Source organism: Streptomyces sp. TE5632 (assembly GCF_054061295.1).
The window spans coordinates 5,159,376-5,171,819 of sequence record NZ_JBSSEA010000003.1 but is presented as its reverse complement, the minus strand read 5'-3'; the positions used below and the strand labels follow the sequence as shown (position 1 = coordinate 5,171,819).

12 protein-coding genes are annotated in these 12,444 nt (G+C 72.0%); 5 read left to right on the top strand and 7 right to left on the bottom strand.

The features are described 5' to 3' along the window. Positions 1–36 precede the first annotated feature (36 nt). Entirely contained in the window at positions 37–1,581 is a 1,545-nt protein-coding gene (locus tag ACVW19_RS28800; RefSeq protein ID WP_457463003.1) for a purine-cytosine permease family protein, read from the bottom strand. 101 nt (positions 1,582–1,682) lie between these two features. Between ACVW19_RS28800 and ACVW19_RS28795 the strand changes: the two genes are divergently transcribed. Further along, positions 1,683–3,134: a PucR family transcriptional regulator gene (locus tag ACVW19_RS28795; RefSeq protein ID WP_457463001.1), complete on the top strand. Its 1,452-nt coding sequence runs from the start codon at positions 1,683–1,685 to the stop codon at positions 3,132–3,134. A 52-nt stretch (positions 3,135–3,186) separates the two neighbouring features. Here the strand turns inward: ACVW19_RS28795 and ACVW19_RS28790 are convergent, their stop codons facing one another. Continuing rightward, positions 3,187–3,972: an HAD family hydrolase gene (locus ACVW19_RS28790; RefSeq protein WP_457463000.1), complete on the bottom strand. Its 786-nt coding sequence runs from the start codon at positions 3,970–3,972 to the stop codon at positions 3,187–3,189. A 518-nt stretch (positions 3,973–4,490) separates the two neighbouring features. Here ACVW19_RS28790 and ACVW19_RS28785 point away from each other — a divergent pair. Next, positions 4,491–5,126, top strand: coding sequence for a ScbR family autoregulator-binding transcription factor (locus tag ACVW19_RS28785; RefSeq protein WP_457462998.1), 636 nt, complete (start codon positions 4,491–4,493; stop codon positions 5,124–5,126). On the opposite strand, the gene ACVW19_RS28780 is transcribed toward ACVW19_RS28785, so the two are convergent. Continuing rightward, positions 5,038–5,568, bottom strand: coding sequence for an ATP-binding protein (locus ACVW19_RS28780; RefSeq protein WP_457462996.1), 531 nt, complete (start codon positions 5,566–5,568; stop codon positions 5,038–5,040). The genes ACVW19_RS28785 and ACVW19_RS28780 overlap by 89 nt on opposite strands. A 211-nt stretch (positions 5,569–5,779) precedes the next feature. Between ACVW19_RS28780 and ACVW19_RS28775 the strand changes: the two genes are divergently transcribed. From ACVW19_RS28775 to ACVW19_RS28765, 3 genes are all read left to right on the top strand, one after another. Then, positions 5,780–6,637 carry a helix-turn-helix domain-containing protein gene (locus ACVW19_RS28775; RefSeq protein ID WP_457462994.1) on the top strand — a complete coding sequence of 286 codons (858 nt, stop codon included), beginning with the start codon at positions 5,780–5,782 and terminating at the stop codon, positions 6,635–6,637. Next, the gene (locus ACVW19_RS28770) at positions 6,634–6,825 is read left to right on the top strand and encodes a DUF397 domain-containing protein (RefSeq protein ID WP_457462993.1); all 192 of its coding nucleotides are present in this window, start codon (positions 6,634–6,636) and stop codon (positions 6,823–6,825) included. The genes ACVW19_RS28775 and ACVW19_RS28770 overlap by 4 nt, the downstream gene beginning before the upstream one ends. Positions 6,826–7,411: 586 nt before the next feature. Next, entirely contained in the window at positions 7,412–8,755 is a 1,344-nt protein-coding gene (locus ACVW19_RS28765) for a globin domain-containing protein (protein ID WP_457462991.1), read from the top strand. Between the two features lie 31 nt (positions 8,756–8,786). On the opposite strand, the gene ACVW19_RS28760 is transcribed toward ACVW19_RS28765, so the two are convergent. The 4 genes from ACVW19_RS28760 to ACVW19_RS28745 form a co-directional block, all read right to left on the bottom strand. Beyond that, positions 8,787–9,299: an O-acetyl-ADP-ribose deacetylase gene (locus tag ACVW19_RS28760; protein WP_457462990.1), complete on the bottom strand. Its 513-nt coding sequence runs from the start codon at positions 9,297–9,299 to the stop codon at positions 8,787–8,789. Then, a complete protein-coding gene (locus ACVW19_RS28755) occupies positions 9,296–10,705 on the bottom strand; it encodes a phytoene desaturase family protein (RefSeq protein ID WP_457462988.1) in 1,410 nt (469 codons plus the stop codon). Before ACVW19_RS28755 ends, ACVW19_RS28760 begins: the two co-directional genes overlap by 4 nt. A gap of 146 nt (positions 10,706–10,851) precedes the next feature. Further along, the gene (locus ACVW19_RS28750; protein WP_457462987.1) at positions 10,852–11,697 is read right to left on the bottom strand and encodes an inositol monophosphatase family protein; all 846 of its coding nucleotides are present in this window, start codon (positions 11,695–11,697) and stop codon (positions 10,852–10,854) included. Positions 11,698–11,921: 224 nt separating this feature from the next. Then, positions 11,922–12,419 carry a MarR family winged helix-turn-helix transcriptional regulator gene (locus tag ACVW19_RS28745; RefSeq protein WP_457462985.1) on the bottom strand — a complete coding sequence of 166 codons (498 nt, stop codon included), beginning with the start codon at positions 12,417–12,419 and terminating at the stop codon, positions 11,922–11,924. Between the last annotated feature and the right edge of the window lie 25 nt (positions 12,420–12,444).

Below are 12,444 nucleotides of genomic sequence, written 5' to 3'. Positions count from 1 at the left end.
CGCCACCACCACATGAACGCGACCGGGCCGGATGTGTCAGCCGACCGGGGCCGGCTCCGCCGGTGCCTCCGGCGTCTCCTGCGGGCCGCCGCTGATCGGCAGGACCTCGGCGTCGGAGGCCCTCACGAGGCGGGGCCCCGCCGGCCCGTACACCCCGCGCGGCTCGGGGAACAGGGCGAGGAGAGCCAGGTAGAGAACCGCCGCGAGGATGAGACCGACCGGCAGCGAGATGTCCATGCCGTCGGCCAGGTTGCCGAGCGGTCCGACGAACTGGCCGGGCAGGTTGGTGAAGAGCAGGGCCACGGCGGCGGAGACCAGCCAGGTGGCCAGGCCGCGCCAGTTCCAGCCGTGGGTGAACCAGTAGCGCCCGCCCGTGCGGCGCTGGTTGAAGACCTGGAGCGCCTCCGGGTCGTACCAGCCCCGGCGGGTGACGTAGCCGAGGGCCATCACGATCATCCACGGTGCGGTGCAGGTGATGATCAGGGTGGCGAAGGTGGAGATCGACTGCGTGAGGTTCAGCCAGAACCGGCCGACGAAGATGAACACGATGGACAGGGCGCCGATGAGGATCGTCGCCTGGACGCGGCTGAAGCGGGTGAAGACGCTGCAGAAGTCCAGTCCGGTGCCGTACAGCGCGGTCGTGCCGGTGGACAGGCCGCCGATCAGCGCGATGAGGCAGAGCGGCAGGAAGTACCAGCCGGGCGCGATCGCGAGCAGGCCGCCGACGTAGTTGGGCGCGGCCGGGTCGAAGTACTTCCCGGCCTGGGTGGCGATGACCGACGCGGTGGCCAGACCGAAGACGAACGGCAGCAGGGTGGCGATCTGGGCCAGGAACGCGGCGCCCATCACCCGGCGGCGGGGCGTCGCGGCCGGGATGTAGCGGGACCAGTCGCCGAGGAACGCGCCGAAGGAGACCGGGTTGGAGAGCACGATCAGCGCGGAGCCGATGAAGGAGGGCCAGAACAGCGGGTCGGCGGTCGAGGCGAAGGCGCCCGCGTAGCCGGGGTCGAAGTCGCCGGCGAAGGCGAAGGCGCCCAGCACGAACAGGGCCGAGGCCGCCACCACGGCGATCTTGTTGACCAGCAGCATGAAGCGGAAGCCGTAGATGCAGACCACGAGCACCAGGCCGGCGAAGATCGCGTATGCCGCGGCGTACGTCAGTGTCGACTCGGGCAGCCCCAGCATCCGGTGCGCGCCGCCGACCAGGGCGTCCCCGGATGACCACACCGAGATCGAGAAGAAGGCGACCGCGGTGAGCAGCGCGAGGAAGGAGCCGACGACTCTTCCGTGCACTCCCAGGTGGGCGGAGGAGGAGACGGAGTTGCTGGTGCCGTTGGTGGGGCCGAAGAGCGCCATCGGCGCGAGCAGCAGGGCGCCCGCGACCAGGCCGAGCACGGTCGCCGCGAGTCCCTGCCAGAAGGAGAGCCCGAACAGGATGGGGAAGGAACCCAGCACACACGTCGCGAAGGTGTTGGCGCCGCCGAAGGCGAGCCGGAACAGGTCGAGCGGACGGGCCGTACGGTCCTCGTCCGGGATCTGCTCGACACCATGAGTCTCGATTTCGGTGACCGAGGTCGCCATGGGCTCTTCACCTGCCGTTCGTACCGGGGACGGCTCCACAGTCTGGGCTCCTTGCCGACCGGCGACAATGGTGGCAATCACAGAGAGATAGCCTCATATATGTGGCCACCAACAAACTCACCGTCGAGGATCTGCTCTCCTTCCCCGCCCTCCAGCTGTCGGTGAAGGCGGGCAGCAACGGCCTCGGCCGCTCCGTATCCTGGGCGCACGTATGCGAGTTGGACGACCCGGCGCCCTGGCTGCTGGGGGCCGAGGTCATCATGACGACGGGGCTCGCGATCCCCCGTGGCGCCGCCGGGCAACGCCGCTATCTGGAGCTGCTGGACGACTCCGGGGTCTCCGCGCTGGCCCTGTCGGCGCAGTTGCACACGCCCCCGCTGCACGACGCGTTCTTCCGGGCGGCCGAGGAGCGGGACTTCCCGGTGCTGGAGGTGCCGCTCGCCGTTCCGTTCATCGCGGTTTCCCAGGAGGTCGCCGCCGCGGTGCAGGACGACGCGCGGCACCGGCTGGGCGCACAGCTCCAGGTCTTCGGCTCACTGCGCTGGCTGGTCGCCGAGGACCTCGACACGCCGTCGCTCCTGCGCCGCCTCGAGCGCCTGTCCGGGTACGACGTGTACCTCTGCACCCCGCAGGGACGTCCCCTGCTGCCCGGGGTGCCCACCCCCGATCCGGACGTCCTGCCCGCCTCGGTGGACGCCCCGCCGACCGTCCCCGGCGGCTTCGTCCTGCCCGTGCCGGCGCCCGGCGGCCCGGCGGGCTTCCTGGTGGCGTACGAACGGCAGGGCGCCCAGCCCGCCGGTCTGGCGGTCGTCCAGCACATCGCCACGGTGGCGGCGCTGCGGGTGGCGATGGTGCGCAGCGAGCGCGAGACACTGCGCCGCGAGGGCGCCGAGACCCTGGCTGAGCTGCTCCAGGAGGTGCTCGACCCGGCGGCCGCCCGCCGCAGGCTCGCCCGGCACGCCATCGAGGGCGACGCCGTCCTGTTCGTGGTCCGGCACACCTCCGACGAGGCACTGCTGCACTGCCTCGAGGACCATCCCCACCTGCTGCTCACCCGCGGCGGCGACCGCTACGTGCTCGGCGCCCCGGAACTGGCCGAGGCCATCGGCGGGCTACCGGCCGTGGCGGCCGGGATGAGCCGCCCCTTCCGCCCGGGCGCGGCCCTGAAGGTCGCCCAGCGCGAGGCCCTGTGGGCGGTCTCGAAGGCGGTCGAGTCGGCCCGCCCGCTGGTCCGTTACGGCGCCGACGCGACGGGCCGCTGGCTTCCCGAGGACCCCGCGGTGCTGACCGCGCTGGTCGACCACGTGCTCGGCGAGGTGCTGCGCTACGACGCGGCCCACGACTCCCAGCTGCTGGTCTCCGTCCGCACCTGGATGGAGCGCGACCGCCGCACCGAGACCGCCGCGGCGGCGCTGCACATCCACCCGAACACGCTCGCCTACCGCCTGCGCCGCTTCGGCGCCCTCTCCGGCCGCGACCTGTCCTCCACCGGCGCCCTGACGGAGGTGTGGCTCGCCATCCAGGCGGCGGGCGCCCTGGGCCTCACCGACTGACGCCCGCCGCCGGGGAGGGTCCCCGCCGGGTGTCGCGGGCCGGACGGGGCCCTCACGAGGGGCCCTGGCCCCTTCCACTGCTTCCGCTGCTTCCACTGCCCGGGGCCGGCCCGGTCACCCGGGTCCGGGCCCACGTCAGGAGCTCGGGGTCGTCCAGGGAGGTCACCCACAGGTCGGCCCCGCCCTCGCCCCCGTCGTCCGGCCGGGGGCCGACGCCGAGCACCCGCAGTCCGGCCCGGCGGGCCGACTCCACACCGGTCAGGGAGTCCTCGACCGCCAGCGCCCGCCCGGGACGGACCCCGCACAGCCGGACCGCCTCGGCGTAGACGTCGGGCCACGGCTTGGGCCGCACCGCCTCCGCCGCGGGCGCCCCCTCCGGGCCGTCCGCCTCCCGCGGCGCCCCGGACGGGACGACGACGTGCCGGAAGCGTTCCCGCAGTCCGGCCCGGGCGAGACTCTCCTCGACCACCTCCAGCGGGCAGTTGCTGGCCACCGCCAGGGGCAGCCGGCCGGAGAGCAGCCGCACCAGCTCGACGGCGCCCGGCATCGTCACCGGGTCGTCGGCGACGAGGGACAGGAAGTTCGCGAGGAGCGACGCGGTCAGGTCGGCCGTCAGTTCGGGCTTGCGCACCGACTCCGCCATCAGCCGCCCGCAGTCGGCGTAGTGCACGCCCTTGGCCTGCTCCGCGAACCCCGGCGGGGCCTGGAGCCCGAAGTTCCGGAAGGCCAGGCGGCGGGCTTCCTGCCAGTGGCGTTCGCTGTCCATCAGCGTGCCGTCGCAGTCGAAGACGACTGCTTCGGGGGACCAGTCGAGCAGAGGGTGTACCGGAGTGGTCACAGCGGCCTCCTGAAGGGGCGGGCGGTCACACGCGGCGTGACCGCGATCCGGGTCCGGCGGTGTCTCGTGCCGGGCGCGCCGCAGGCCGGCGCGTGTCAGAGCTCAACCGAAGCGCGGAATTGCACGCATTCCTGACTTTCGGCAGCAACCGGAAACATCACGTCCGTTACGTTATTTCCGCTCCGGAGAGTGCGGCAATGACCGCAAGGAGTTATCGACGGCAAGGGTGGCCGGGGTGTATGGCTCCACGCGCACCGACCGGGCCTGCCGGGGGAATTGGCCGCCAACGCGGCTGCACCACACGACAGTTGAGACATATCCACCGGGCAGTACGCACCAGCTGCGCCGGACCCCGCGGCCCTCGTGTGAGAACGGAAGAACAGCGGACCGACCCCATTACCACTCGCCCGCGTTCACCCTCGAAAGAAATGCGTAATTACCGCGCGAACGTGACCTCCATTTGCTCCCGGCGTACGCGGGCGCACTACATTCGTCACTGTCGGAGAAGTTGAGCGAAGGTGGACAGGACGTTGCAGCAACGGGCCAGAGCAACCCGCAGAGCACTCCTGGAAGCGGCAGCCTTCCTCTTCGCCGAACGCGGCTACGCGGGCACCAGCGTCAACGACATAAGCACCAGGTCGGGGCGGACCAGCGGCTCCGTCTACTTCCACTACGCCAGCAAGGAGGGCATCGCCCTCGCCGTGATCCAGGACCGTTTCGCCACCTGGCCGGACCTCACCGCACGGTACACGGACGAGACGGTCCCGCCACTGGACCGCCTCGTCGCCCTGAGCTACGACATCGCCGACGCCCTCGCCGGGGACCCCGTCACGCGCGCGGGCGCACGCCTGTGGGCCGAACGCGAGACCGTCAACACCGCACTCCCCGACCCCTTCGCCCTGTGGACCGCCGCCGCCACCCGCCTCCTCGCCCAGGCACGCAGCACCGGCCACCTGGCGCCCCACGTCCACCCCGCCCGCACCGCCCGCACCCTGGTCCGCGCCTTCTTCGGCCTCTGCTCCCTGACCGAGGCGCTCGAGGGCGCGGCCACCGTCCCCGACCGCCTCACCGACTGGTGGCACCTGACCCTCCCCTCACTCCAGCCGACCCCCCTTCCCGCGGCAGCCCCGGGCGAGGCGCCGAGGGGTGCGTGAGACCCCGGGGTGCCGTCGCACACTCGGCCCATACGGTCTTGCCGGGGCCCGGGCGGTCGCGCACCCCCCCCCAGTCGACGGCGAGCGCGTCGACGAGAACCAGCCCACGCCCCCCGTCCTCGTCCGCACCGGGGGCCCTGCGCGCCGGCAGGGCGGGGTGGGTGTCGGACACCTCGATCCGGATCAGGTCCTTGCCGTCGTCGTGGACGAGACGGAGGGCGAAGTCCCGCCCCGGGACGCGGCCGTGCAGAACCGCGTTCGCGGAGAGTTCCCCGACGACGAGGACGACGGCGTCGTGCGCTTCGGTGCCGTGCGGGAGGCCCCACTCGGTGAGTTGGTGCGCGGCGAGCAGCCGGGCGAGGCGCGCACCGCGCCGGGTGGCGGAGAAGCGCTGCGCGAAGGAGCGCGCCGGAGCCGGCGTTGGGGTGTGAGGAGCTTGCATGGGGGCCAGCCTGCTGGTTGCTGACGCCCCGTCGGCAGGTCTGCCCCTGATACAGCTCCCGCTGTACTGGTGCACACGCTGGACTGGACCGCTCGCCGTGCGTGACGATGTGCGTGCCGAGCGTGGCGCAGCGCGCCCGGCACATGGCACGGCACGCGTTCGGGTCCGGCACGGACAACGGGGCCCGGCGGCACAGGGGAAGGCGGCTGCGATGGCGACGGACAACGGCGGCGGGGCGGGCGGGGGCGGGAACTGCGAGCCGGAACTCTCGGACAGCCTCAAGACCTTCGGCGCGGTCCTCAAGGCCCTGCGCGAGGAGGCCCGCCTGACACAGGAGCAGTTCGCACCGCTGGTGCGGTACTCGACCGCGTACATCGCCAAGATCGAGCAGGGGAAGCGGTTCCCGCCCCGGGACCTGCTGGACCGCTCGGAGGAGATCCTGGGCGCGCCCGCGGCACGCGTCCTGGCGGCGGCTGCACGAAGCCTCACCCGCAAGGCGGGACTGGCGTCCTGGTTCCGGCAGTGGGCCGGCATCGAGGAGGAGGCCGTCTCGCTGTACGCGTACGAGTGCCGGGCGATTCCGGGGTTGTTGCAGCCTGAGCCGTATATCAGGGCCATCTTCGAACGGCGACTGCCACCCCTCTCGGAGGATCAGATCGAACGCCAGGTCACCGCACGCCTGGAACGGCAACAGCTTCTGACCGAGCGGCCGAACACAGCCTTCAGCTTTGTTATCGAACAGGCGCTCCTTGAGCGGCACATGGGCGGGCCAGAGGTTGCGCGTCAGCTGCTGGACCACCTGCTGAAGGAAGGCGTTCGACGGAACGTGGAGATCCAGGTGATGCCCTTGCGCCAGTACGATCACGCCGGGATCGACGGCCTGATGTACCTGGCGGAGACACCTCGGCATGAGTGGGTGGGCTACTCCGAAGGTCAGCAGTCAAGCATCCTGATCACGTCGCCGAAAGATGTCAGCGCAATGCTCCAGCGCTATGGCAAGCTGCGTTCGCAGGCCCTCGGCCGCGGAGCCACAGTAAGCCTGCTGGAGCAGATGCGAGGAGCACTATGAGTACCACTGAACTGACCTGGTTCAAGAGCAGTTACAGCGGCAGCTCTGGCGACAACTGCATCGAGGTCGCCAAGCGGACCGAGGCAGTCCTTGTCCGGGACTCGAAGGACGCCCGGAGGCAGCCCCTGGCGGTCTCCTTCGACGCCTGGTCGGCGTTCACGACGCTGGCAGCCGACTCGCGCTTCTGAACTTCCGGTGGGGCGGCGCCCCTCACTGCCCCAGTGACGCAGGGACGCTTCGAGCCCCGAGGCCGCGGGCCGGAGACGGGGGCCTTGTCGAAAAGCGTGAGCGGTCAGCGGACATGTGTCACGCAAGCGCTCGAACGAGCGGCATCCGGACAGCAGCGGCCGAAGTGCTCACGTCTTTGGGACGGTGTGTCACCCCCAGGACGGTTCACCCGTGCATGACCAACGGCGGGGACCCTCCACTTGCACGCGTACAGGCCAGGTACACATACATACCCCCCTTTGTCCAGGGCCCAACGCCCCTGTCCCCCCGGGCCCTTCGGGCATATGTCCCTGATGCCATACTGACCTGCGTTTTCTCCCGTCGGAAACCGGCAGTTCGGCGTCTGTTCGTTGTCGAGCCGCCTCACACCCTCGACACGTCGCTCAAGGAGCCAGTCATGTCCCGACCCTTCTGCCCGCTCCCGGTGAGGGCCTCGCACCGACCGGACCGGTGGGCTCCCGTTCCGGTCGCCGGCCGGGGCCGGACCGGGCCCGGCTCCGTGCGGGTACCCGTCGTCGGACACGAGACGGGAAGGACCCGCTGACCATGAGCGTGGAAGACAGGACGTACCACACACTCCTCGCCCGGCACGACGCGATGCGGCTGCGTCAGCGGTTGCTCTCCCCCGGGAGTGCCCCGGGCACCGGCCGTGGCGGCCGCCCCCCGGCCGAAGAGACGTACGACGCGGCCGCGGACCAGCAGATCATCCTGCGCGACCTGGACCTCGTGGCCCCGCTCGACGAGCTGATCGACGACCTGTACCGGGCGCTGTTCGCACGACATCCCTCACTGCGGTCGCTCTTCCCCGACACGATGGCGTTCCAACAGGCGCAGCTGGCAGGGGCGTTCTGGTATCTGATCGAGAACCTGCACCGCCCCGAGGAGATCACCGGGACCTTCACCCAGCTCGGCCGCGACCACCGCAAACTCGGCGTGCGCCCGGCGCAGTACACGGCGTTCAAGGACGCGTTGCGCGAAGCGCTGCGGAGCCGTGCCGGCGAGTACTGGAGCCCTGGGCTCGAGCAGGCCTGGATGCGGATGCTGCAGCTCGGTGTCACCGCCATGGTCCGGGGCGCGGAGGCCGCGCTGCACGAACCACCGTGCTGGCGGGCGACGGTGACGTCCCACCAGTTGTACGGGCCGGACCTGGCGGTGCTCCGCCTCCTGCCGCACGAGACCTTCCGGTACCGGGCCGGTCAGTACACCACGCTGGAGTCCGCCCGGCTGCCGCACACCTGGCGTCCGTACTACCTGGCCGACGGGCCCGGCCCGGACGGGGAACTCGAGTTGCACGTCCGGCGCAGCGGCCCCGGCGGGGTCAGCGAGATGCTGGTGCGCCACACCGCACCCGGGGACGAGGTACGGCTCGGGCCGCCGAAGGGCTGCCTGACGCTCGACGCGGAGCCCCTGGACACCTTGCGGTTGGTCGTCCGGGACACCGGCTGGGCCGCGATGAAGGCACTGCTGCAGGAGCTGGACGGCGGTGTGCGGCGGTCCTCCGCACACCGTGTGCGCCGCCGGGTACAGCTCTTCCTGGGCGCCGACTCGCTGTCCGACCTCTACGACCTCGGGTATCCGACGGGCCTCGCACAACGCCACTCATGGCTGACCGTGGTCCCTGCGACGGGCGGGGCGCCGACCGGAGGCAGGTACGACCGGCTGCTCCACGCGGTGGCCCGGAGCACCCCCCTCACGGAGGGGCGCACCCTGATCGCCGGGCCGCCGGACATGATCCGTTCGGTGGCGGCCGGGCTCGTCCACGCCGGGCATCCCGCCGAACGCATCGTCCACGATCCGTTGCCGACCGGTCCGCACGTCCTGCCACGGTTCACGGGGGGTCACGGGCCGGCCGGGGACTTCACGCCCCCAGGGCAGCAGGTCCCGGCCTGAACCGGCCGCCGCGACGGGCGGCTTGTGAGGGTCAGCCGGCCTGCGCGGTGAACGCCTCGTGGGCCCGGTCGTCGAAGAGGACGAACCGCACTTCCTCGACCGACGTCTCCGTCGCCCGCACCGTCTCCACGGCGATCCGGGCGGCGTCCTGCACGGGCCACCCGTAGATGCCCGCGGAGACCGCCGGGAAGGCGACCGTACGGGCGCCGAGTTCGTCCGCCACCCGCAACGACTCCCGGTAGCACGAAGCCAGCAGCTCCGACCGGTCCTCCTCCCGGGTGTACCGCGGGCCCACCGTGTGGATCACCCAGTGGGCGTTCAGGTCGCCCGCGGTGGTGGCGACGGCCCGGCCGGTGGGCAGGCCGTCGCTGTGGAGGGAGGCGCGCAGGCGGCGGCACTCCTCGAGGATCGCGGGGCCGCCGCGGCGGTGGATCGCGCCGTCGACGCCGCCTCCGCCGAGCAGGGAGGAGTTGGCCGCGTTGACGATGGCGTCGACGTGCTGGCGGGTGATGTCGCCCTGGACGAGGGTGATGGTGGTGGTCATAGCTGGCGCAGCCTCCTCCAGACGGCCTTCGCCGCGTTGTGCCCCGACATGCCGTGCACTCCGGGGCCGGGCGGGGTGGCCGAGGAGCAGATGAACACGGCCGGGTGCGGGGTGGAGTACGGGAAGAGGGAGAGTTTGGGGCGCAGCAGGAGCTGGAGGCCGCTGGCCGCGCCGGAGGCGATGTCGCCGCCGACGTAGTTGGCGTTGCGGGCGGCGAGTTGGGGCGGGCCGGCGGTGGCGCGGGCCAGGACGCGGTCGCGGAACCCGGGGGCGAAGCGCTCCAGTTGGCGTTCGATGGTGTCGGTGAGGTCGCCGGTCCAGCCGTTGGGGACGTGGCCGTAGGCCCAGAAGGTGTGCTTGCCGGCCGGGGCCCGGGTGGGGTCGGCGACGCTGGGCTGGACGGTGATGAGGAACGGCCTCTCGGGGGCGCGGCCCTCGCGGGAGGCGGCGCGCAGGGCGGTGCCGATCTCGGCGCTGTCCGCGCCGATCTGCACGGTGGAGGCCCTGCGTGCCTCGGGCGCGGTCCACGGCACCGGGCCGTCCAGCGCGTAGTCGATCTTGAAGACGCCGGGGCCGTAGCGGTAGTTCGCGTAGTGGTCGCCGAAGCCGGCGATGCGGGCCAGGGCGGTGGGCGAGGTGTCGAAGACGTACGCGCGGGCCGGGGGCAGGTCGTCCAGGCGTTTGACCTCGTAGTCGGTGTGGATCGCGCCGCCGAGGTCCTTCAGGTACCCGGCGAGGGCGTCCGAGATGGCCTGGGAGCCGCCGCGGGCGACGGGCCAGCCGCGGGCGTGCGCGGCGAGGGCGAAGACCAGGCCGACGGCGCCGGTGGCGAGACCGCCGAGGGGGGCGATCACATGGGCGACGAGGCCGGCGAACAGGGTCCTGGCCCGCTCGTCGCGGAAGCGGCGCATCAGCCAGGTGGAGGGCGGCAGTCCGACGAGGCCGAAGCGGGCGAGGGTGACCGGGTCGCGGGGCAGCGCGGTGAGCGGCAGGGACATGAAGTCGCGGGCCAGGGTGTCCCACCGGGGCAGGAAGGGTTGGACCAGGCGGCGGTACGAGCCCGCGTCGCGCGGGCCGAAGGAGGCGGCCGTCTCGCCGACCGACCGGGACAGCACGGCCGCCGTGCCGTCCGGGAAGGGGTGGGCCATGGGCAGGTCCGCGTGCAGCCACTCGAGGCCGTAGCGCTCCAGCGGGAGGGCGCGGAAGGCGGGTGAGTTGATGCCCAGCGGATGCGCCGCGGAGCACGGGTCGTGCCGGAAGCCGGGCAGGGTCAGTTCCTCGGTGCGGGCGCCGCCGCCGACGGTGCCCTTCGCTTCGAACAGCGCGACGGAGAAACCGCGCCGGGCCAGCTCCGCGGCGGCGGTCAGTCCGTTCGGCCCCGCCCCCACCACGACCACATCGAGCATCGACACCACCTTCGGGCTCCTTCGTCAGCCGACGGCAACCGGAGGATCAGGATATGCCGGTGCGCCGACACCGCCCCGGGTTCGGAGCACCCCTCACCGGGGGCTGGGCGACGACACCTCTGCCGGCCGCGCCGCCGATCCGGAGGTCAGGCTCCGCCCGACAGCAGTCCCGCCACCCGGCGGGCCGTGGCCTCGTCGCGGGCCGCGGTGAACGGGAGGTCGTTGCCGCCCGTGATGCGGAAGGGTTCGCCGGAACGGGTCAGGTGGGTGCCGCCCGCCTCCTCGACGAGGAGCAGGCCCGCCGCGTGATCCCACGCGGCTTCCCAGCAGAACGCGGTCGCGTCCGACTCGCCGCGGGCGATGGCCAGGTACTCCAGTCCGGCCGAGCCGCAGGAGCGGGGCGCCACACCGTCCGTCCGCAGGCCGAGGAGGGAGCGCTTCTGCTCTTCCGTGGTGAAGTCCGGGTGGGAGGTGGCCACCCGCAGGTCGCGGCCGGGTTCCGGGGAGCCCGCGTGCAGCCGCGTCCCGTCCAGGAAGGCGCCCCGTCCGCGGACGGCGGTGGCGAGTTCCTCGCGGGCGGGGGCGTAGGTCCACGACGCGTGGATCACTCCCCCCTGGGCGAGGGCGACCAGGGTGCAGAATCCGGTGTCGCCCTGCACGAACTGCCGGGTGCCGTCGACGGGGTCGACGATCCACACCGGCGCCTCCCCGCGTATCCCGTCGTACGACGCCGGGTCGGCGTGCACCGCTTCCTCGCCCACCACGACGGAACCGGGCAGCAGGGCGAGCAGCGCCTCGGTCAGGTACAGCTCGGACTGCCGGTCGGCGTCGGTCACCAGGTCGTGCGGACCGGACTTGCGGTCGATCTCGTGGTCGGCGAGCCGACGCCAGCGCGGCATGATTTCCTGTGCGGCCGCCTTGCGGACGGCTTCCTCCACGTCGACGGCGTGCTGGGTGAGAAACTCTTCGATGGTTTCGTTGTCCTCGATCATGTGTCCCATGAGAACATGCCCCACTGACAAACCCCACCCGCCTGGTGCACTCCAGGTGGTATCCACATGAATATGGGTCCTCGGCCCAGGGGAGTATGGGCTCAGCGGCCCACCGCGCAGCCCTGCATGCCGCGCGGGTCGAAGGAGCCGGGGGCACTGTCGTTGTGCCGGGTCGGGCGTCGAGCCGGCCGGGAGCCCTCCGCATCAGTCGCGGTCAGTCGCGATCAGTCGCGGCGCAGCAGGACGAGCTCCCGGTTCATCTCCGCGAGGAACCGGACGACCACGGTGAGCTCCTCGGGCGTGAAGCGACCCCGCGCGGTGTCCGTGCTCCGTGCGAGCGGCCGGAAGTAGTCCCTGATCAGCCCTCTGGCCGTCTCCGCGAAGTGCAGGTGGACCACGCGGCGGTCGTCGGCGGCCCTGACCCGCCGGATGTGCCCCGCCCTCTCCAGTCGGTCGACGCACGCGGTGACGGCGCCGGAGGTGAGGTTGAGCTGTTTGCGCAGCCGACCGGGTGTCATGGGCTCGTCCGAGCCGTCCTGGCCGGCGTCCAGGATCGCGATCAGGGCCTGGACGTCGGTGAGATGCAGGCCGTGCGCCTGGGCGAACTCGTGGGCGATGCGGTTGAACTCGCCGTTCATCCGGCGCAGCAGGACGGCGAACGACTGCAACCCCGTGGGGTCGTCACCGGGAAGAGGTGCCGAAGGGGCGCCTGAGTCATTCATGACCCCAGTATAAGATCACTCGACG